General features: G+C 38.6%; 17 protein-coding genes. 12 read left to right on the top strand and 5 right to left on the bottom strand.

Annotated elements, in window-relative coordinates:
- Positions 1-140 precede the first annotated feature (140 nt).
- Positions 141-3,089: a transglycosylase domain-containing protein gene (locus tag SporoP17a_RS03235; RefSeq protein ID WP_083032358.1), complete on the bottom strand. Its 2,949-nt coding sequence runs from the start codon at positions 3,087-3,089 to the stop codon at positions 141-143.
- Positions 3,090-3,459: 370 nt separating this feature from the next.
- Between SporoP17a_RS03235 and tyrS the strand changes: the two genes are divergently transcribed.
- Together tyrS and SporoP17a_RS03225 are read left to right on the top strand one after the other, a co-directional pair.
- Positions 3,460-4,725 carry a tyrosine--tRNA ligase gene (gene tyrS / locus SporoP17a_RS03230; RefSeq protein WP_083032355.1) on the top strand — a complete coding sequence of 422 codons (1,266 nt, stop codon included), beginning with the start codon at positions 3,460-3,462 and terminating at the stop codon, positions 4,723-4,725.
- 86 nt (positions 4,726-4,811) lie between these two features.
- Positions 4,812-5,084, top strand: a complete 273-nt coding sequence (locus SporoP17a_RS03225; RefSeq protein WP_083032352.1) for a hypothetical protein — start codon at positions 4,812-4,814, stop codon at positions 5,082-5,084.
- Positions 5,085-5,253: 169 nt separating this feature from the next.
- Here SporoP17a_RS03225 and SporoP17a_RS03220 read toward each other — a convergent pair whose 3' ends face one another.
- Entirely contained in the window at positions 5,254-5,640 is a 387-nt protein-coding gene (locus tag SporoP17a_RS03220) for a hypothetical protein (RefSeq protein ID WP_083032350.1), read from the bottom strand.
- Between the two features lie 244 nt (positions 5,641-5,884).
- Between SporoP17a_RS03220 and SporoP17a_RS03215 the strand changes: the two genes are divergently transcribed.
- The 4 genes from SporoP17a_RS03215 (at position 5,885) to SporoP17a_RS17300 (ending at position 11,607) form a co-directional block, all read left to right on the top strand.
- Positions 5,885-6,088 carry a hypothetical protein gene (locus tag SporoP17a_RS03215; protein ID WP_083032348.1) on the top strand — a complete coding sequence of 68 codons (204 nt, stop codon included), beginning with the start codon at positions 5,885-5,887 and terminating at the stop codon, positions 6,086-6,088.
- Positions 6,089-7,182: 1,094 nt separating this feature from the next.
- On the top strand, positions 7,183-7,371 hold the full coding sequence (locus tag SporoP17a_RS03205; RefSeq protein ID WP_083032342.1) for a hypothetical protein: 189 nt from the start codon (positions 7,183-7,185) through the stop codon (positions 7,369-7,371).
- 1,479 nt (positions 7,372-8,850) lie between these two features.
- Positions 8,851-11,268 carry a P-loop NTPase fold protein gene (locus tag SporoP17a_RS03195; RefSeq protein ID WP_083032336.1) on the top strand — a complete coding sequence of 806 codons (2,418 nt, stop codon included), beginning with the start codon at positions 8,851-8,853 and terminating at the stop codon, positions 11,266-11,268.
- A 99-nt stretch (positions 11,269-11,367) separates the two neighbouring features.
- Positions 11,368-11,607: a DUF4145 domain-containing protein gene (locus tag SporoP17a_RS17300; RefSeq protein WP_420542192.1), complete on the top strand. Its 240-nt coding sequence runs from the start codon at positions 11,368-11,370 to the stop codon at positions 11,605-11,607.
- A 311-nt stretch (positions 11,608-11,918) separates the two neighbouring features.
- Here SporoP17a_RS17300 and rpsD read toward each other — a convergent pair whose 3' ends face one another.
- Positions 11,919-12,521, bottom strand: coding sequence for a 30S ribosomal protein S4 (gene rpsD / locus SporoP17a_RS03190; protein WP_083032333.1), 603 nt, complete (start codon positions 12,519-12,521; stop codon positions 11,919-11,921).
- Positions 12,522-12,888: 367 nt separating this feature from the next.
- Here rpsD and megL point away from each other — a divergent pair, with 367 nt between their 5' ends.
- Positions 12,889-14,079, top strand: a complete 1,191-nt coding sequence (megL, locus tag SporoP17a_RS03185; protein WP_083032331.1) for a methionine gamma-lyase — start codon at positions 12,889-12,891, stop codon at positions 14,077-14,079.
- A gap of 427 nt (positions 14,080-14,506) precedes the next feature.
- On the top strand, positions 14,507-15,655 hold the full coding sequence (locus SporoP17a_RS03180; RefSeq protein ID WP_083032328.1) for a baeRF3 domain-containing protein: 1,149 nt from the start codon (positions 14,507-14,509) through the stop codon (positions 15,653-15,655).
- A gap of 43 nt (positions 15,656-15,698) precedes the next feature.
- Here the strand turns inward: SporoP17a_RS03180 and SporoP17a_RS03175 are convergent, their stop codons facing one another.
- A complete protein-coding gene (locus tag SporoP17a_RS03175; protein ID WP_208859808.1) occupies positions 15,699-16,079 on the bottom strand; it encodes a carboxymuconolactone decarboxylase family protein in 381 nt (126 codons plus the stop codon).
- A 217-nt stretch (positions 16,080-16,296) separates the two neighbouring features.
- Here SporoP17a_RS03175 and SporoP17a_RS03170 point away from each other — a divergent pair, with 217 nt between their 5' ends.
- A complete protein-coding gene (locus SporoP17a_RS03170; RefSeq protein WP_083032325.1) occupies positions 16,297-16,614 on the top strand; it encodes a YflT domain-containing protein in 318 nt (105 codons plus the stop codon).
- A gap of 111 nt (positions 16,615-16,725) precedes the next feature.
- Here SporoP17a_RS03170 and SporoP17a_RS03165 read toward each other — a convergent pair whose 3' ends face one another.
- Positions 16,726-17,532, bottom strand: a complete 807-nt coding sequence (locus tag SporoP17a_RS03165; RefSeq protein ID WP_083032322.1) for a S1C family serine protease — start codon at positions 17,530-17,532, stop codon at positions 16,726-16,728.
- Between the two features lie 296 nt (positions 17,533-17,828).
- Between SporoP17a_RS03165 and ezrA the strand changes: the two genes are divergently transcribed.
- The 3 genes from ezrA (at position 17,829) to thiI (ending at position 21,927) form a co-directional block, all read left to right on the top strand.
- Complete coding sequence (gene ezrA / locus SporoP17a_RS03160; protein ID WP_083032319.1) at positions 17,829-19,520, top strand: septation ring formation regulator EzrA; 1,692 nt, start codon at positions 17,829-17,831, stop codon at positions 19,518-19,520.
- A 74-nt stretch (positions 19,521-19,594) separates the two neighbouring features.
- Positions 19,595-20,728, top strand: coding sequence for a cysteine desulfurase family protein (locus tag SporoP17a_RS03155; RefSeq protein ID WP_083032316.1), 1,134 nt, complete (start codon positions 19,595-19,597; stop codon positions 20,726-20,728).
- On the top strand, positions 20,725-21,927 hold the full coding sequence (gene thiI / locus SporoP17a_RS03150; RefSeq protein WP_083032313.1) for a tRNA uracil 4-sulfurtransferase ThiI: 1,203 nt from the start codon (positions 20,725-20,727) through the stop codon (positions 21,925-21,927). Before SporoP17a_RS03155 ends, thiI begins: the two co-directional genes overlap by 4 nt.
- The last annotated feature ends 25 nt before the right edge of the window (positions 21,928-21,952 follow it).

Genomic DNA, 21,952 nt, shown 5'->3' with positions numbered 1-21,952 from the left:
AATTAGAGTCATAAATAATAAGTGAAGAGAAGAAAAAATGCAATGAATTAGAGATGACAGTCTTCCATTCACTTCAGCAAATTCTTGTATAGACAAAACAAAACCGGATGACAGTATAGACATGTCATCCGGCTCGTTAGTTATTCTTTTGCTGCAGGCGCTGCATCCGGCTTTGGTTCCGGTGTAGCGTCTGGCTTCGTTTCTGGTTTTGGTTCTGGTGTAGCTTCCGGTGTAGTTTCCGGTTTTGATTCAGTATTTGTCTGCGGTTTTGCATCCGGCTTCGCTTCTGGAGTTGTCGTTCCCGGTTTCGTTCCAGAATTCGTATTTGGTTTCGGTTCTGGCTTTGGTGCAGGTGCAGCATTGGTTACCGTGTTTGAAGGTCCTGATAGCAGGCCGGTAATATCTACTGCGCGCACGTAATATGAACCATATCCGATTTTGTACGATCTAGAAGCCCCGTCACGAACTGTACCGATTCTGACGCCGTTTTGATAAATGTAATAACCGATTACATCATTTGAAGAGGAGCCGGTCCATGTAAGGACGGAACCATTTTGTCCTGCCGATACGGCTGCAGGTGGCACATTGTTTGCAGGGAACGTTGATCCTGCGACACTGTTTGAATAAGCGCCACGACCTGCAAGTAGTTTGGACGCATCTCCGCCCAATCGTCCAAGCATGCGCTTGCCATATTCAGTCGTTACGCCAATTCCTCCTGATGTAACAAATTCACGTGGAGTAGAAGCTAGCGCCCGGTAAAGTCTACCATTCACTCGAACGGCCGAAGAGGAAACAATACTGTCATCCACTTTTGTCGGCACCATCTTTTTCGAATTAAATAAATCCGATCGGACAAGTCCAGCTGCTGCACAAGCTTTAGAAGGAGCAAGTCCTGATATACCACAGAACGAACGTGTGACAACGCCGTTAGGGCGCTTAAATGTATCTCTTGCTTTGATCGTGTCAGGTATTACTGTATTGGCTGTATTCATCAATTGGGCATACAATCTTGCTGTCCGCTCTGATGGATGCATTTGACCACTGTTGTAGCCGTGATATAACGGAGTGGTACGCTCTTTATACCCCATCCATACACCAAGCGATACGTTTGGATTATAGCCGACTAGCCAAGCATCTCCATATTGCTGGGATGTCCCTGTCTTCGCAGCCAAATCTGGTCGGAAGTTCATCAAACCAGGTAATCTTGCGGCTGTACCATTCCCTTTTAGTACATCACGCATCATATCGGTGATGATATATGAAGTTTCTGGACTGAATACTTCCGTTGGCTCCGCTTTGTGTTCAAATATTATATTGCCATCCATGTCTTCAATCCGTTCGATCATATATGATTGAATAAATTGTCCGCCATTGGCAAATGTAGCGTATGCATTTGTATTTTCTTCTACAGATACATCCATTGTTCCTAATGAAGCAGCTAGACCAGAGCCTTCTCTATCAGTAGCATTCGAGAACTTCATTTTCTTAAGGAAATCAATTGGATTTCTATCTATTATTTGATCATAAAGGCGTATAGTAGATAAGTTTTGTGAACGTGCCAAAGATTCACGCGCTGGTAATACGCCAAGCTCGCGATCGAAGTAGTTGGCAGGTGCGTAGCTTCCTCTTCTAAACTTCACATCCACTAGTGGACTACCTGCGCCAATGACACCATACTCGATAGCTGGAGCGTAGACTAGCAGTGGTTTCATGGATGAACCGTTTTCTCTGTAAGCTTGTGTAGAGTGATTCATTGCCTCTAGCTCGTAATCACGACCACCGACAAACGATAATATTTTGCCAGTGTGATTCTCTAACATCATCGCGCCGACTTGTACGGGATTTTCAGTAGTAATCGTTTTACCGGACTCTTCATCCACTGATTGTGAAGTATACGTATATCCGTAGTATTGGAAGTTATTAGCGACCTCATTAAGTTTGTCATACAATTCCTTGTTAATCGTAGAGTAGATCCGATACCCATCTGTACGCATGGAACGGTCTGCCATGATTTCGTATTTCTCTTTGATCTTGGAATCTCCTTCAAAACGGTCTGCATCGATGCCATCTTTTTCAGCTAAAACTTCAGCTAAAATTTCGATTGTGCGATTTTGAATTTCCTGCGTGACATACGGATAACGTTCCGTTGCACGGCGTGAAGGTTGTCTAAAGTCTTTCGTTACATCGTAAGCTTTCGCTTCCTTCCATTCCGCATCCGTAATATACCCTGCATCACGCATTCTGAACAATACTGTTTTCATTCGGTTGACACCGTACATAAGTTTTTCTCGTTCTTTAATTCCTTGATTTTTACTGTAGAATGGCGTGTACGTATAAGGAGCTTGTGGAATACCCGCAATATAGGCAGCTTGCGGTAAACTTAAATCAGCGGCTTTAATGCCAAAGATTCCACGTGCAGCTGTTTCGATGCCTGCGATATTTTGTCCCATCACATCACGACCATAAGGAATGATGTTCAAGTACGCTTCTAGAATTTCGTCCTTTGTCATGAAATGTTCCAAGCGCATGGCCAACAAAATTTCTTTAGCTTTACGTTCATACGAGACTTCATTCGTCAAAATCTGGTTTTTCACCAACTGTTGAGTAAGTGTCGATCCGCCCGTCTGACTGTCCGAGTTCGTGACATCTTGGAATACACCACGGAATATCGCTTTTGGCACGACACCTTTGTGTTCCGCGAAGTATTCATCCTCAGTAGCGAGCACAGCATCTATTGCATACTGATTGACTTTATCCAGCGTAATTTGTCGGCGCTCGATATCCGAGTTGATCTTGCCTAGATACACACCGTCTGCAAAGTACATTTCAGATGTTTCCTCATACGTAAACACCTGATCTCGAAGCTCTTCTTTAGAACGTAACGGTTCTTTCGCAACGAGAGAAGCGAAATATCCTGCACCAACTGAACTCGCAAATACGCCCCCGATGACAGCGAAGATTAGGAGTAAAATAAACAAGTTCCAAAGTACGCCGGTTCCAATGCGAAGTTTTTTGGCCCAAGGCTCTTTTTTCGCTTGTTCAAACTTATCTTCAAGCTGCTTCATTCTATTATTCTTTTCGTTGTTCAAAGTTTCTCTCCCCCCAAAAATCCTTCTCATTATATCATAGATTCAAAAGGAAATATGCAATAAATGTTGACTTTCATTGGAAGTTGGGTAAAATTGAACTCATACGAAATTACATGACGAAAAAACCGAAGTAATGATAGTGAGTTCCGTTCTAGAGAGACAGCGGGTGGTGGAAGCTGTTCGGTGCACTATACATGAATTACAGTTTTGGAGTGTACGTCTTGCGCAACGTTATTGGCGCCTTAAAGCCGGAGAGTTTAGCTCTCAAGCCGGGTGGTACCGCGTTATGAATTACTCAACTAACGTCCCTGCATGATCATTTTGTGATCGTGTGGGGACTTTTTATGTTGAAAATAGGAGGAAATAGCACATGTCGAATGAATTAATGGATGATTTACGTTGGAGAGGTTTGCTATACCAGCAGACGAATGAAGAAGGTTTGGAGAAACTACTAACAGACGAGAAAATTTCTCTATACTGTGGGGTAGACCCAACAGCAGATAGTATGCACATCGGTCATATCGTACCGTTATTAACACTGCGTCGCTTCCAGTTACACGGACACAAGCCGATTCTATTAATCGGTGGCGCTACAGGGATGATTGGGGATCCATCTGGACGCTCTGAAGAACGTCAATTGCAAACGACCGATCAAGTAGAAGACAATGTTCGTGGAATTAAAAAACAACTGGAAATGATTTTTGATTTCCAAACAGAAAATGGCGCGAAACTGGTAAACAATAATGACTGGATCGGTTCCATGTCATTGATCGAATTTTTGCGTGACTACGGTAAATTGCTAAGCGTCAATTACATGCTAGCAAAAGATAATGTTGCGTCTCGTTTAGATCAAGGGATTTCCTTCACGGAATTCTCGTACATGTTGATGCAAGGTGCGGACTTCAACCACTTATATGATCACCATAATTGCCGTGTGCAAATCGGCGGATCCGATCAGTGGGGGAATATTACGACAGGTCTGGAAGTCATCCGTAAAATGCATGATGAAGAGGTAAAAGCATATGGATTTACGATTCCGTTAGTAACAAAAGCAGATGGCACGAAATTCGGTAAATCTGCTGGCGGTGCAGTATGGCTCGATGCAAAGAAAACTTCTCCATACGAGTTCTACCAGTTCTGGATCAACGCTGCAGACGCAGATGTTGTAAAGTACTTGAAAATCTTCACGTTCTTAAGCCGTGAAGAAATTGAAGCGCTGGAAGTCTCCGTACAAGAAGAGCCACATTTACGTAAAGCGCAGAAGACATTGGCGGAAGAAATGACGCGCCTAGTTCATGGACAGGACGCACTTGATCAAGCACTACGTATTTCGGCAGCACTATTTAGCGGTGATTTAAAAGCATTGACTGCTAGTGAAATGAAAGATGCGTTTAAAGACGTACCGACTGTAGAAATGGAAAAAGCGGATCAAAACATTGTAGATTTCATTGTGCAAGCGGGCGTATCTCCATCAAAACGCCAAGCGCGTGAAGACGTAACAAACGGTGCCATTTCGTTCAATGGAGAACGTATTACAGATACAGCGTTCACAGTAGGGGCAGCGCAACGCTTGGAAGACGCATTCACCATTGTAAGACGTGGGAAAAAGAAATATAGTATGGTGAAGTTTGTTTAACTGGGAGATCATAAATTGAAAAAAAGAGTATATGATGTACGCGATGGCGTTAGGTTGAATAGGCGACGCGATTAATGAAATGATCCATGCAGTTGAAGAGAAGCCCTGAAGGTGTAAAACGGGCCACTAAGCGATTTACTAGTGTAGCGACAACGATTAAAGAAGAAGCACCACCTGAAATTTTCGCAGGTGAACATCAAGAATTGATCGAAGCTTTTACACGGTGGAACGTAGCGAATAAGCAGGCGACCGCTATGCGATCTGAAAATATCGTGGAAGCTGCATCGGCCGCTTTAGACAAGCATGAAGGTTTATTAGTTAGTATCATGGATCGAATATACGATAAGTTACGGAATTAATAGTCGGTGAAAAGGCATCTCTTCGGGGGTGTCTTTTTTGCATTGGAAATAGTAATTCTCTTGATAGAGGGGAAGGGATATGAATGAACTAACGAATTATAGTAAAAGTACCTATGCGTTAAAACAGCTAGAACTGATTAATCCATAGGCACTCTACCTGATTGTGTAATTATTGAATCAACATCTTTTTGATGATGCGAATGTCTGTATCGTGATCATTTACAAGGCGTTGAGTCATGTGCATTTTATCTAATTTTTCTGTATTCTGTAAGACCTGTTCGGTTAAAGCATCAATTTTCTCATCTGTAGAAATGGAGCGTGCATCAAGTTCAAATATAGCCTGTTTCATAAATCTTTGTTCTTCTTTAATAGAAGCAACATCCGTCTTAAGTGAAGAGACATCAGTTTTTAGTGAGGCAACATCCGTCTTGAGTGAAGCAACATGGGACTTTAGAGAAGAAAAGTCAACTTTAATATCTTTTTTAAAGACAGTGAAATCCTGTTCCATGTTTGTCATTTTATCAACCATTAGTTCAAGAAGTTCTCGATCAGTCATTTAATACCTCCTACTATTTTTTGTATGTGTGTTTCAATAGGTGTCTAACTGAAATTAACTTACTGTACATTTGATGTCTATCATATCATGTTTTAAATAATTTGTATAGAACATATATTCGTAATGTGGATATTTCTAAAGTAGTCGTGTATGTGATGACTAGCCTGAACGTTAAAAAATACTTAATATAAAAGGATTTTCATTCTTTATGTCGTATACTGTAGGATAGAGGGAAGTGAGAAGTTTGAAAAAGTACAAAGTACATTACCATTTTACGGGCGCTGAAAGTATCTTAAGAATCATTGAAGCGGCAGATCCAGAAGATGCATTAGGGATAGCGACTAATTCTCGAAGCAATGATATTGTGTTTACAGATAGTAAAGGGACATTATATAGTTTCTTTTATAGAAACGTACTATATGTTTCAGTTGCGGAAGATTGTGCATAACGAACGGAACTATAAAATGATTTCAAAAAAGAGCGTCCTTTTTTCAGGGACGTTCTTTTTAATTATTCATATTTTACAATGAAACGCTACCTACACATACCGTGTATGAGACGTTTCTATATGGTACCAAGGACGTATCATATAGAAACGTCAGAGCGTATCAACTTGAAACGACACAGTGTCTCATATTGGGAAGGCCAATAACCAAAGAACTTAAGAACTTAAAGAATTAAAGAAAAGAATAAAGATATTGTCGAGAAGCATCTCGACGTTGAATATTTTGTTGCTAATTTTGCTAATAAAAAATTTTGCACACTTTGTATCCTTTTTGCTTCTCAGCTCTATATAGAGTGTAAAGTAGCCTGGTAATAGGTTGTAACTTGAAAACAAAATCTACATCTATGTTCAAAAGGAGTGGGAAACTGTTAGAGAAGTAGTAGAAGTGAGATATATGTTGAATGGTCATGCAAGTGTCGATCATCAGTAGGAAAATGGAAAGGCTGCTTATTTGTTAAAAGTGATGAATTTTTTCAGTGAAGTAGTATGACCCGCAACTTCAGTTTATAACGGACGGTAAGGTATAGGAAGTAACTGAATCGGTTGGAGATTTTTGGGTATTTAAGAGTAATTACAGCGAGTTATTTTACAAAGCGAGCAAGATTTATCAGACATTGGGGATTTTTCGGTTGAGTTAGCGGAGCAGGTACTCCAAATAAATGGATCACGCTTTAGACAAAAGGGGACATTACTGAAAAGTTCATTAAGATATAATTGCATTGTACTACGCCAAAAAATCGCCTACTAAGTAAAATGTGTTTTCTTGAGAAAAAGTGCCATCAAAGGTTCTAGAGGTATTCCTTGCTTCCATACAAGCTCTTCGCATACAAAATTCCCGCTGCTGAAACATATGGGATGTATCCTGAATCTAAAATATTTCAATACAATAGTGTCGATCCTTATGTGACTCAAATTGAAAAAGAGTTAGAGGAATTGCGTAGTTATACGGAAGATCAGATGCATCAATTAAAAGAAAAGGGAGCTAACATTGAATAGATGTTAGAAAAAAGACTAAATTGATTACAGGAGGTGTGATAATGAACAGAGAGTTAGATAAACGAGAGTTTAGAGTTACCTATCCTTCTTTATTTAGAAAATCATTACCAGAAGATTGGCTAACATATAACCCTTATACAGAATACTTGCGAGAGAAGGAAGCGCTGAATGAATTAACTGAAAGAGGTTTAACTGATACACAATGTAGAGAGCGTTTGGAACTTTATTAATTATTAATGAATTAGTAATGCCCTTTAAATAGCTTGTAGCAGTGTTTCATGTGAATAGTAAGAGGTGGGATATCTGAGCGGGAAGTAGTATCCCGATAAGTTAGATCGTGTTGTTCATTGTACTACTCCCGCATCAGATACACCCTTACATATACAGAACGGATAGACCGGTGCGCAACTAAATTTTTAAAAGGCACCAGAAAAATATTTCTACAAACGAAATATTTATTGAAAAAGGTAATTTTCTTATAAAAAACGATGCGAGAATAATGGGTTAAAGAAATAAAGGACTCGGAAATAAGTCCCGTTCTTACCTATTGTGATTCAACTAGCGTCTTCTTGAATTAATGAAGCTAGATCAACAGTCACCCTTGTCAGTATAAAAAGTAAAATTACTCTGCTATCATCATGTTCTTTAGCAAACCATCTTATAACTTGCTGCGCTAGAATATCCAAGGATTCAGAAAAATCTTTTAGTTGTTCCAGGGGACATTCCATGCTTTTTTCTCGTAATTGGTTTTTGCATGTGCAAACATGTTTCTGGTATTACTGATAGCATTAGCAACCTCTTCAACAGCTTTTATTCTATTGTCATTTTTAATATCTATGCACAACCTCTTTGTAAACCTTAAAAATGGAGGAGCTATTGTAACAATTTCATTTAGATCACAACAAGTTTCAATAGTCAATTTTATGGAAAAATAGTATTTTTGATTATTTCTATTACTTTCGAATATTTTACTTAGTTCGAGTATGTAGTTTGCGTCGGGGTTTACTGCCCCTGTACTAAAAAATTTTTTGGTGGCAGAATTAATAAGATCTTGCCGTATAACCGTTTGAGATACGTATTCTATCACCTTAGTATAAGTTAAAATTAATATCTCATAATCCATACTAGAAAGAGTAGAATTGTACAACTTTAACAATTCATGTACGCCTTTTCCTCGCAATAATGGTCTAAGCCTTGTTGTCTCAACTTTGAATTATATATTTATATATGTGCATAGATGAAGAAGTTACCCACGGTATTGCTACGTTCATGTTTAAGGATAGAAGTGATATCTTTCCTTTCATTGACCAACTGCCAAATATGTCAACATTGGATTTTATAATACAAAGCATGGGATATCAACCGTAGATGATGGAAAAGTGGAAGGTTTAGTCTTAGAGTAAGCAATCATAGGATATTAGTTTACTGAGCATCGCTTCTAGCGGTGCTTTGTTTATGTATATAAATGTAGTATATAAATAAAATAATTTTAGTAGCTTTCTTTTTTTAAATGTTGTACTGGGTTTCTCTGGTATAATAGTAAAGTGACTAGAAATTTGGGTTATTTAATATAATTAACTTAGCATAGAGACGAAAAATTTCAAATTAATACTTTATAAAATGGTGTCGTATAACTGATTGATAGATCATTTAGATTTAATGATCAGATGCTGCTTATGCTGTTTTGGAAGTTTATAAGGAGAATTCATGTGTATAGAGGATTAATTAATTTATTAATGGCATCAATTGTAATAGTATTTGTAATCGTGTCCACAATTGAGATTAAATGGATAATATACTTTGCCATTTTTTGTACACAACTAATATTAATAAAAGTAAATCTGTCAATTGCTAAAAATAAAATGTATTTAAAAAAGATTTTTGTTGTCAATATTACATTCTTTATAATATTTTGTATTAATGAAAAAAGATTAAACAATATAGTCTTTGAAAGCGGCTTAGAGGCATTTTACTTTTTAATAATTGCATGCTTTCATATAATTACAATATTTTACTTTTTATTAGATTACTTAGAAATTAAACCTACTGAAGACGATGGCGGTAAAATTATTATGAAACGAGAACAGGATCTAAAACAGCTTGAATATTATATAGATACTTTTCAAATCGTTGGATTGAATGGTAGGTGGGGTACAGGAAAAACTTTTCTATTAAGTGAATTAAAAAAACGTTTGTCAAACAGTTATGAGTTTATCGAAGTCGATTTGTTGGTTTCTAATTTGAATGAAATGCAGCTGACGTTAATCAAGTCTTTTGAAGAGTTATTATATAATAGAAGGATTATTCCTGAATACGCGAATAAATTAAAAAAAGATGTTTCATCAGCTTCTTTTCTAACGGAAATACAAAGTATATTAAATCTTGTTTTTAAAAATAGTGATTCCCAAGCAGAAACTTTAAAAGCATTTATGAAAGAAACTAAGAAATTAGATAAAAAAGTTTTAATAATCTATGAGGACATGGATAGAATTGAAAATAAAGAAGTTGTTAAAGAGATATTTGCTATATCAGAAAAAATTGCAAGTACAAATATTAGAGTTATATACCAATACGATGAAAAATTATTAGTTGGTCAGGGATTCAAATATGATTATTTAGAAAAATATATTCCATTTAAAATGAGCTTAACAGAATTGCACTTCATAGAGATAATTGATTTTGAGTTGAAAGATAAATATAAAGAAATATTATCAATAGAGGATTTCAAATATCTTCAATTACAGGAGTTCAGATTTAATTTGCTTACAGAACATTTCGGTTATAGTGGAGAATATATTGCAGAGATTGAGTATATCCCTATAAGAAAAGTTCAGAATATGTTAGCGGAATTATACTTTGTCTTAGCGAAGAAGAGAGATCTAATAGAAAAACACAAAGAATTAATTATAAGCTTTCATATATTAAAACACTTTATTCCTGATCAATACGAAAAACTAAATATTAAGCAAAACTTTTTTGAGGCTATGGGGTTTAGATTTGAAGGAAAGTACTATACAATTTTGGAATTAATGTCTTTAGATATTAATGATGAAACATTATCGCTATTAGATAAAATCTTTCAGATTGAGGAAAATAGAGAAGTATACGGTATTTTAAAGTTGTTCAATTTCGAACTCATTTCTAATAGAAGCATAAAAGATGTTAAAAGATACGAAGAGTTAAAGCGAACATCAAAATATAAAAATGATAAAATGGATAGAATAATTTGGAAGTTATTATATGAAGGAAAATCAGTGTTTACAGATTATGAAAACGCAGTAAAAAAAATGTGTGAAGAGGTTTTGGATATACATGAGAGTGAAGAACAAAAGATAGCATTCAGGAATTACAAAATTAATTTCTTTCATACTAACCAAATGATTTCAGATAATAGTACTATATTTAAAATGGGTATGAATAGTTTTGAAAATATTTTTGAGGCTTTTAAAGTTGTTCAAGTAAGCGAGGAATATCGAATTAAACTTAATGAGTTCTATTTTAAGTATAGAAATACAATTGAGATAGATATATCGCTTATTAAGTGCCTAAATTACTTGCCGCTTAACTCTGATAAACAGTATATACAGGTTATCAAATACTTCAACCAGTTGCATCCAATAACTAATTTTAATACATCAAAGGATTTCTTTTATTTTATTCAAAAGTATATTAAAGGTCTTGCACAAGTGAAATTATTTAATTCCTACGATTACTATTGGAATAGAGAAATAGAGGAGCCGTATAACTTTCAAAAAGAAATCGCTTTTAACAAAGAGAGGTTAGATCATTTAATCACTGAAGTAAAGCGGACAATTGAATTATACGAAGATTTAAGTTTGAATGCATTGGTTCTTATTCTTAAGGAAGTAGAAACATTTATCAAAAAGCTGTTAGAAATTATTGAAATTCCAGTAGAATTTCAAAGTGAATCCGGTCCTTCTATAAGTACGGAGATTACAAGTAGATATCCCAATCAAGAAGAATATGATCGCCTGAAAGATTTGATTTCTACTGATTTAGAATTAGAAGCATTTAAAGAAGAACTTGTTGATAGTTACAAGAACAATAATATTTCTCTGTACGAGATTACGAGGTTAGTAAAAGAGAATAAGGACTTCCTAATTTAAGACCATTTAGTTAATTAAAATATAATTTGTTAAGAGTACTAAAATGTCTATCATTAATTAGTTTTAATCATGCATTAATATTTCCTTATAAGTAAATCCTTGAAGTTACGGAATGAGAACAATCTTTCGTATGAAGGGAAAATTAATGGACTACAAACCTATGGTGTCATAGTGTGGAAGCAAGCAGGTACTTTACACCAAATTAGACACCCTGGGAATGTGTTGGCCCATGAATTGCAAGTGCCTAGAAGAAATACTATAAGGAATGGTTTAGTGATCATAGAAAATTGGATAACTAATATTTTTGAGCTAGATAACATTAAATTGGTAGAAGTGTAATGTAGAAATTAGCTATTTACAATGATGAGAGCTCATACAGATCGTTCTTTGAACAGTAAAAGATAAGTTCATATGATCTGAAAGGATTGAATCTAATTCACTGCTTCGTGCGGTGATCTTTTATTATACTTACCCGCTTCTGTCCATAGCCCGCCTAAAAATTTTCAGCCCCAAACTAGCCCCAATTCAGCCCCAAATGCATGCTTTTTAGTGGGGATAAATGCATAATTGAGTTAAACAAAAAAAGCCCGAAACCCTGAATTAACAAGGTTTCTAAGGCTTTTAATACCACTGTTTGCAAAGCAAACTTATTAACGAGAGTAGAATTCAACGATCAATGCTTCGTTGATTTCAGCAGCTAATTCGCCACGCTCTGGAAGGCGTACGAATGTACCTTTTTTCGTATCTTTGTCGAAAGTTACGAAGTCTGGAACGAAGTTGTTCACTTCTAGTGCTTCTTCGATAGCAGTCAAGTTTTGTGATCTCTCACGAAGAGAGATTTCAGAACCTGGCTTTACAGCGAATGAAGGGATGTCTACGCGCTTGCCGTCTACCAAGATGTGGCCGTGGTTGACTAGCTGACGAGCTGCACGACGAGTGCGTGCAAGACCCATACGGTATACAACGCTATCTAGGCGAGCTTCAAGAAGGATCATGAAGTTTTCACCGTGGATACCTTGCATTTTACCAGCTTTGTTGAAAAGTGTGCGGAATTGACGTTCGTTTACTCCGTACATAAAGCGTAGTTTTTGTTTTTCTTGTAATTGCATTCCGTATTCGGAAAGTTTTTTACGTTGGTTTGGACCGTGTTGTCCTGGTGCGTATGGACGCTTTTCAATTTCTTTACCAGTGCCTGTTAGTGAGATACCTAAACGGCGTGACACTTTCCAAGATGGACCTGTATATCGAGCCATGAGAGACTCCTCCTCTGTTGGTTTTATTTTGTTGTAAAATAAGACCAGATATGTTCAATCCATCTGCCATTCTATAATCTTGCAACTTCGCCCCTGCAGCCTCGAGGTTACGTGGTGCACCTTTAAAAAGGAATAGACTGGACAAAATAGAACACATAACTGCTGCAACTATTTTACACAAAGAATAGCATACCAATGTATTGACTATTGGTCAAGCATTTCATTTTTAGAACTTCAAGTTGAGTAATTCGCTATCGTTTGCAAATAGACAGAAGCTTAGGCTCTTTCGTTTTTTAAACAATCCATGTACACTGTAGTAAAGCGCTTTCAATAAGACGTGAATAAGCTATTACAAGGAGGAATCAGCATGAAGAAGAATAACAATTGGCATAAAGAGACGGCAATGATTCATGAAGGCTATGACGACAAGGAACATCAAGGAAGTCTGGCAGTACCGCTCTATCAAACTTCAACCTATGTATCTGATTCGGCTGAGCAAGGTGAGCGGCGGTTTGCGGGTGAAGAAGCGGGAGGTATTTATTCTCGTTTAGGAAATCCGACAGTCGCTGTGTTGGAAGACCGTATTGCGAAAATGGAAGAGGGCGCAGCAGGTTTGGCATTTGCTTCCGGTATGGCGGCCGTTAGTGCAGTGCTTGTTCATTTGACGAAAGCAAATGATCATGTGATTTGCTCGCGTGGGATTTACGGTTGCACGTTCGGACTCTTAAAAATATTAGAAGAAAAGTATCATATCACGCATGATTTAATTTCTATGAAAACGGAACAAGAGATAGAGAAAGCTGTGAAGCCTGAGACTACTTGTATATATGTAGAGTCGCCAATCAATCCGACGATGGAGTTAGTGGATCTCGAGGCAGTAGTTAATGTAGCGAAGCGCCATAACTTAAAAGTGGTGGTAGATAATACATTCTGTTCACCTTACATTCAAACCCCATTGACGTTCGGCGTCGACTATGTACTTCATAGTGCGACGAAATATATTAATGGACACGGCGACGTGATCGCAGGATTGCTAGTAGGTAAAGATGCAGACGAGATGGCGAAGCTTCGCGGAACCGTGCAGAAGGATTTCGGTGGGATTATTTCGCCATTCGACGCCTGGCTGTTGTTACGCGGTATTAAGACGTTACCTGTTCGTATGGAACGACATTCAGCCAATGCCAAAATACTTTTTGATTATTTACAGAAGCACCAGAAAGTAGAGGAAGTATTCTATCCGTTTGATGATCAGCATCCGCAGTATGAGATTGCGAAAAAGCAGATGAAATTGGGTGGGGGCTTGATTTCCTTTACGATCAAAGGTGGAAAAGAAGAGGCGCAGAAATTATTGAATCATTTATCGCTCGTCAAGTTGGCGGTGAGTTTGGGTGATGCGGAGACACTTATGCAGCATCCTGCGACGATGACACATTCTGCTGTGCCGAAAGAAGATCGTGAGAAGATGGGTGTGTCGGATACATTGCTACGCTTATCTGTAGGTCTAGAACATATGGATGATGTCATGGAAGATTTGGAACAAGCATTTGATGCGATGTAAATTGAAAAAAGCGAGCGTCCCGTATCGGGGAGCTCGCTTTTTATATAGGATTATAAATGTTACGTTTGACAACGATTATATGTGTTGATTTGAATAGCATGTAGATTCTGATTGGACCTCTTTTGCCGCGGTCGTTGTTCTACTGGTTGTTTCCCTTAAGCAACGCAAACCCTACCTACTTTTGCGTCCTTGCGACCCTATAGTCGCGCCAGTGATGAATAAGTGTTCCGAATAAACATCTGCAGAACGCCATTTTTTTATGTCAGATCTGTTATCAATCCCAATCAGTAACTATACATGAATTCTGGTGGCTTGTCAAGAAGTCTAAATACTATTGGAGTCGCAAAGTTTACAAACTATTGAATAGGGAATTAGTAAATTAGAGCCTGTTGTTGTCTACAGGAAATACTTTATTGGAGGGATTAGGATGAACGTAGAGATTGTAAACGAATTTCCTCACGAGTTTTTGAAGGAGCAAGCGGAGACATGTATCTCCATTTATCAACCGACCCACCGGTATCGACCTGAAAATCAACAAGACCCGATCAGATTTAAAAATTTATTACAACAAGTGCATGAAGAGTTGTCTAAAAAATATGCAGCGAATGAAGTGAAGAGTCTACTAGCTCCACTTGAGAAACTAGAAGGCGAGCGTCCTTTCTGGGCACATGCAGGAGATGGACTGGCATTGTTTGCGACAAAGGATCGCATCATAGCGTATCGTCTGCAACGTCCTGTACCTGAATTGGCGATTGTGTCAGATAGTTTCCATATTAAACCGCTTATTCGCGTATTTCAATCTGCCGACCGCTATCATCTACTCGGTGTCAATAGACAAGAGTTTAAACTTTTTGAAGGGAATCGCTATGGTATAGAAGAAGTAGAGATCCCTGAGGAATTGGCGAAAACGAAAGACGAGGCGATTGGTGCACAAGTGACGGAGCCCTACTTGGGCGCGGGTAACGCAAGTGGAGCCGCTGGAACCGCGATGATGCATGGTCACGGTGGCAAAAAAGATGAAATTGACATCGATATTGAGCGATATTTCCGATACGTAGATCGAACGGTTGCGGAACATTACTCAAAACCGATGGGTCTTCCTTTATACTTAGTTACACTTTCGGAATATCAGACGCAGTTCAAAGAGTTAAGTCATAATCCACACTTGCAAGACGAGGGAATTAAGTCTGACTTTGAAGCCCTTAGCCTGGAGCAATTACGTAAAATGGCTTGGGAACTAGTAGAGCCTACGTACTTACAGAAAACAAAAGACTTAGTGGAGAATTTTGAAAATGCTAAAGCGAGCGATCAAGGTTCTGGAAATATCGAAGAAATTGCTAAAGCAGCAAGTGAAGATCGTATTAGACGACTTGTATTGGAAGATGGCTATCTGTATCGGGGTAAAGTTAATCTAGATACAGGGGAAATTCAGACGAGTAATCTGGAAGAGTCTGCAGTGGACGACGTACTGGATGACTTAGCGGAAACCGTCTTTAAAACGGGAGGAGAAGTAGTTGTTCTTCCGAAAGAACGGATGCCTGTTGAAACGGGGGCAGCTGCAATCTTTAGATGGTAAGAAAAAATCCGGCCAAAAGGAATCTTTTGGCCGGATTTTACTATCAATTTTCTTGTTCAAGTATTTCTTTAGCGGCAGTCAATGCGGTTTGGACGCGTGGAAACCCAACATACGGAATGAGTTGCATGATGCTCTCTACAATTTCCGTTTTCGTTAAACCGACTGTTAATGCGCGCTTTACATGCGTTTGAATTTGTGTAGTCGCTCCTTGTGTGACAAGTGAAGCGAGCGTCACGAGTTGTCTTTGTTTACTGTCGAGTCCTGGTCGTGAATAAATCTCCCCATACGCAAACTCTACTATGTACTTCCGTAAATCAGGTGCCAATTCTTTTAATGCATCGGCTGTCATCATACGTTCGGCTTCTTCTTCACTCACATATTCCTTGATTTTCTCTAATCCTGCTTTAATACGTTCTGTTGACAATGCAATAGCCCCCTATTTTCTAACTGCAATATAAAGAAAGTATAGCATATTCTGATTATGGTTTTGATTTTCTGTCTAGAAATTATGTAGTTATTATCAGTTTAAAACATCATTGTGGTTCAAAGGATGTGAAAATCACCATTTTTGTTTAAGAAATGCGAAGAGTAGGTATAGATGAGTAGGTCAAAAAAACATGTATATATGGAGGTAATGGAAAATGGATAAGTATTTCCTAGAGAATGCAGTAGAAGCTAAAAAGAAAATTGAAGAATTGGTAACACAAGGTTACACGCATGATGAGATGTATGTTTTCGCACATAGTGAAGATCGTGAGGACAAGATTTCAGATGCATTAGATTCAGAGCAAGTAGGTATGGCAGAAATGGGCTTCCTCAATACAATGAAGAATATGTTCACATCTCGTGGCGATACATTGCGCGCAAAGATGGAGTCCATCGGTCTTTCAAAAGCAGAAGCTGAAGAAGGCGAAAGCGAACTAGATAAAGGTCGACTATTACTAGTCGCGAAAAAATAAGACAGTAAAAAACCGGTCAGAGGATTCCATTCCTTTGACCGGTTTGATTTTTGTATACATAACGGGCAGAACGCATCCCTTTTGACATGCACATCCTGAGCGGTATATCTATCATGTATTTTTTTCATTGGCTATTGCTTCGTAATACGCATCCACCGGTATAAACAATCCGACCTTACCATGCGTCTCTTCATCTAATGTAGCAAACACGATGCCGATGACTTTCCCTTTTTCATTGATGACAGGACTCCCACTATTCCCTCTATAAACAGGTGCTTGTATCATGACGACAGGAATGTCCCAATCAGCCAGCTGTTTGTAGTCGATCGTGTGACCTTTATTGGCTATTCCTGAAAAGCTCAAAGGATTTCCGATAAATGTAATGGGCTCACGGTCATAAAAAGTCGTTTCTTGCGCTAACGTTAGATAGGGGAGATTCGATCCGTTCACTTCAAGTAGTGCGAGGTCGATGTCTGGAAACACTTTCGTGACATCTGCAGTGAATCGCTCGCCTTCAGGGAAAGAGACGATCATGGATTCATTGCCTTCGACTACATGATAATTCGTAATAATGGTACCTTGTTCAGTAATGGAAAAACCTGTACCTTTCGTATGTTCTGTAGCTACCACAACTACCGCTTCTTTATACTCTGCTATTTGTGGATCTGAAGATAACTCTGACGATGCTTTTAGAAACTCTAATGCTGGAATGGAGTATATCTGAAAGACGATGGCGAACGTGCTGAGTGCTAAAGTAGTTGCCATGATCCAAAACATCCACTTAGGGAAAGGGCGATAGGTGCGTCGGACATTTTTTTCAGCAGCTGCTTTCTCTAATGCTTCACGTTGTGCTTCGAGTACAAGATCTTGCAGCTCATCATCATCCAAATCTTCTTGATACGGATCTTTGCTATCCACTAGTCCCACCTCTTTCTCGTACATAGTTTACCAGATAATGAATGCAAAGGAAGTGAATCGAGTTTAGTGGTAAGATACTAGTAGTGTATAAATGAATCGCTCGCAAAATTTGTAAAAATACAATACGAAAATATGAATAACCGTGTGCAAATATCTGAAGATGTGATAAAAAGTTCGTTGTTTTTTAAAAAAGATGTGAATAGAAGACGAAAATGCTTTATTCATGTTACGATATACTATAATATCTAAAGTAGTCACTTTATGCGCGAAGTGTGGGATAGGGGGATCATAGTGAGATGATATACGTCATCATTCCATTAGTTATCATCATTGTTTTAACGGTGATGGCATTTCTGTCTAGGCGAAAGCATATACAAGAAATCAGTGAAATGGAACAAGAAAAATTACAAATTCAAAACGAACCAATATTCGAAGAAATGACGAAAGTGAAGCAGTTGAATATGACTGGCGAAACAGAAGAAATGTTCGAGAGATGGCGCAATAATTGGACAGAAGTAGTAGATGATCGCCTTCATAATGTAGACTTGCTTTTACTGGATGCTGAAGGGCAAGTGGATCGTTTCCGTTTTAAGAAAGCAACGGAAACAGAAAAACAAATCCGCGAAATCTTGAACGAATGTGAAAAAGAGATGCGAACGATCTTGCAGGAACTAAACGAACTGATTGGCAGTGAAGAACGAAATCGGTTTGAAATTGAAACGGTAAAAGAACACCACCGTGCCGCGCGCAAAAAGATCTTAGCTCATCAGTACGCATTTGGACCGGCAGTAGAGCCCTTAGAAAAAGAGTGGGAATCCTTCAATCCGAGATTTGAAGAATATGACGCACTTATCGAAAATGGTAACTACTTACAAGCGCGTGAAATTGTCATTGTATTAGGAGCAAAAGAAGAACGCTTTTCGTTTTTACTTGATGAGATCCCTGCGTTACTTAATGAGTTGCAAACGAAAATCCCTGCAGCTTTGCGAGAATTGCGTAAAGGAATCATCGAAATGGAAGGTCAGGAGTACTTCTTAGGACACTTGAAAATGCCTTCGCGTTTCGACAAAATCGAACAACAAATTGCGGATCTTCGACAATTATTAGCGCGTTTGGATATTGAAGAAGTAGCAGCGGAAGTGAATGAAATTCATGACGAAATCGAATCGTTCTACGACGTATTGGAAGAGGAAGTTAGTTCCCGTCATTACGTAGATGAGCATTTGGATCAAATGTTGGATCTGTTTGAAGAACTTCAATATGCGATTCCGGATACGATTGAAGAAGTGAAATTCGTTCAACAAAGCTACCGTCTAGATGAAAATGAAGTCATTATTCCACAAATGGCATTGCAAAAGTTGAACGCACTGGCGAAACGAATTGAAATATTCATTGAACGTCAAGACGCGAAAAACTTAGCCTACTCCGCTCAACAAATTGAGTTGCAAGAGCTAGTGGAAGAATTGGATACGATCTCTGAAGCACATTCGAAGTTCAGTAACCGTATCAAAAATCTTCGAATCGACGAAAATCTTGTGCGCTCTCGTATTGTGACGCTTTCGCAGCAACTGCAAATTGCGGATCGTAATTTACACCGTGCCAATATCCCAGGTATTCCTGATGATATGGAAGTACAGCTTGAAGAAGCCGATGAACAACTATTCATCGTGAAACAAAGTTTGGAAGAAGTGCCACTTAACATGGCATTGGTTGAATCATATGTTCAAAAAGCAGATACAGTAGTCACAGATGTTTGTGCGAAAGCCGAAGACATGATTGAAAATGCATTGCTTGTAGAACGAATCATCCAATACGGTAACCGTTACCGTGCGTCTCATCCGGAAGTTCACGAGAAATTGTTGAAAGCTGAAGAGTCCTTCATGCAATGCCGCTACTTAAGAGCATTGGAAGAAGCAGGTACTGCGGTTGAAGAAGTGGAACCAGGAGCTTTGAAAAAGATCCAAAATATGATTCAAGTTAAAGCATAACTATATTCCGACAAAGCCACCGGTTTTCCGGTGGCTTTGTTTCGCTCATTCATATAGAAAGGGAGGATTCACTTATGTATTTTGACCATAGCGCCACAACCAAGCCGGACGAGAGAGTTCTTCGCACTTTTGTAGACGCTTCTGAATCGTATTTTGCGAATCCTGCATCGTTGCATGCAGAAGGAAAACGTACAGAAAAATTATTGGAACGTGCGCGAACACAAATACTTGGAACCATTGGACTTGGACTGACAGAGGGAATTTTCACTTCAGGCGGCACAGAATCCAATAATCTTGCCATACTAGGTTATGTCTACGCCAATCAACATAAAGGTCGTCATCTACTCACAACTAGCATCGAACATCCTTCTGTCTTGAATGTTTTTCGAGAATTAGAAAAGCAGCACTTCACGGTAGATTATTTAACAGTAGATGAAGAAGGAAGAATTTCATTGGACGAACTGCAAGCGAAGTTGCAAAAAGATACGATTTTAGTTAGTATCATGCATGTTAACAATGAAATAGGGACGATTCAGCTGATTGAGGAATGTGCGAAAATCATTCATACTTCTTCACGTGCGATGTTCCATTCGGATTGTGTGCAAAGTTTTGGAAAGTTACCGCTTACTGATTGTACGGATGGTCCGGATCTCGTATCGTTATCTGCTCATAAAATTTATGGAATTAAAAATAGTGGGTTTTTAGCTTTTCGTAAAAATATCCGACTGCAGCCCATTGTCTTTGGTGGCGGTCAAGAACATAAATTGCGCAGTGGAACGGTATCGGTACCACACGCAGCCGCACTTGCGAAGGCGGCTCGTTTACTCGTAGAGGAAGTGGATATGCAACAATTTCAACAATGGCGAAATGATCTAGTGGAGTTCTTCTCAGAAATAGATGAATGCAAAGTATTGGCACCGAACGCGAGTGCACCGCATATACTATCCGTCGCATTTGCACACATTACAGGGGAGATTGCGATTAACTTCCTACAACAACAAGGATTGATCGTCTCGACTTCTAGTGCATGTTCATCGAAGAATTCGGATGTAAGCCATGTAATTGAAGCGATTCATGTACCTCGCGAGTTCGAAAAAGGTGTGATTAGAATTAGCTTAGGTAAAGATCAAACAATAGAAGAAATTGAACAATTGAAAGTAGCAGTTCGTCAATTAGTCGAACTGATTAGAAAAGGAGTGGGGAAATGAACTGGAATACCATTTTAATTCGATACGGTGAGTTGTCACTTAAAGGGAAAAATAAGAGTAAATTTATCCGTAAACTGAAAGCGAATATAAAGGCCGCTTTGTCCGATTTAGGAACAGTGACCATGCGTGCAGAACGTGACCGGATGTTCATTTATACAGAAAAACCTGAAGAACTAGATCGTGCAATTGAAATATTGCCGTCGATTTTTGGAATTCAATCATTCAGTCCCATTGTAATTTGTGAACCTACATTAGAAGACATTAAAGACACTTCATTAAAAGTTCTTGGCAAAACGGAAACGGCTGGCAAGACATTTAAAGTAGACGTCAAACGTGCTGACAAACGTTTCCCACTCAATACAGGAGAATTGCAACAAGAATTAGGCGGTCATGTATTGAGAGTGTTCCCTGAATTAGTCGTTCAAATGAAAAAACCTGAAATTTTATTATATGTAGAGATCCAGCGTGAAGCAGCTTACATCTCTTCACACACATATAAAGGTGCAGGTGGTATGCCAGTTGGCTCCAATGGACATTCGTTGCTGCTGTTGTCTGGAGGAATCGACAGCCCAGTAGCAGGTTATATGATGATGAAGCGCGGCGTGTCATTTGATGCGATTCACTTTGCTAGCCCGCCGTTTACAAGCGATTTGGCAAAAGAGAAAGTAGAAGACATCGTCAGACAGCTAACGAAATTCGGGGCAGTCATTCGCTTGCATGTGATTCCGTTTACCGAACTGCAACAAACAATCGTTAAACAAGTTCCAAGCAACTTGTCCATGACGACTACGAGAAGAATGATGATGAAAGTTGCCGAACAAGTACGAAAAGACACGAACTCACTTGGCTTGATCACTGGCGATAGCCTTGGACAAGTAGCAAGTCAGACACTTGAGAGTTTAACGGCTATTAATGAAGTGACGAATACACCGATCTTGCGTCCGCTGATCGCAATGGACAAATTAGAAATCATTGAGATCGCTCAAAAAATCGGAACATACGATATTTCCATCCGTCCATACGACGATTGCTGTACTGTATTCACACCACCAAGCAATAAAACGAAGCCACAAATTGAAAAAGTCGCGTACTACGAAAGCTTCCAGGAGTTTGACGACATGGTAGTGGAAGTCGCGAGTCAGCGTGTAACGACGATTCCGAGCAAACAAACAGAAGAGGAATTCGAAGATTTGTTATAAGAAAAAATTACCTATCACCTTCCTT

The organism is Sporosarcina ureae (assembly GCF_002082015.1).
Taxonomy (GTDB): Bacteria; Bacillota; Bacilli; order Bacillales_A; family Planococcaceae; genus Sporosarcina; species Sporosarcina ureae_A.
This window is presented reverse-complemented; position numbering and strand designations above follow the sequence as displayed.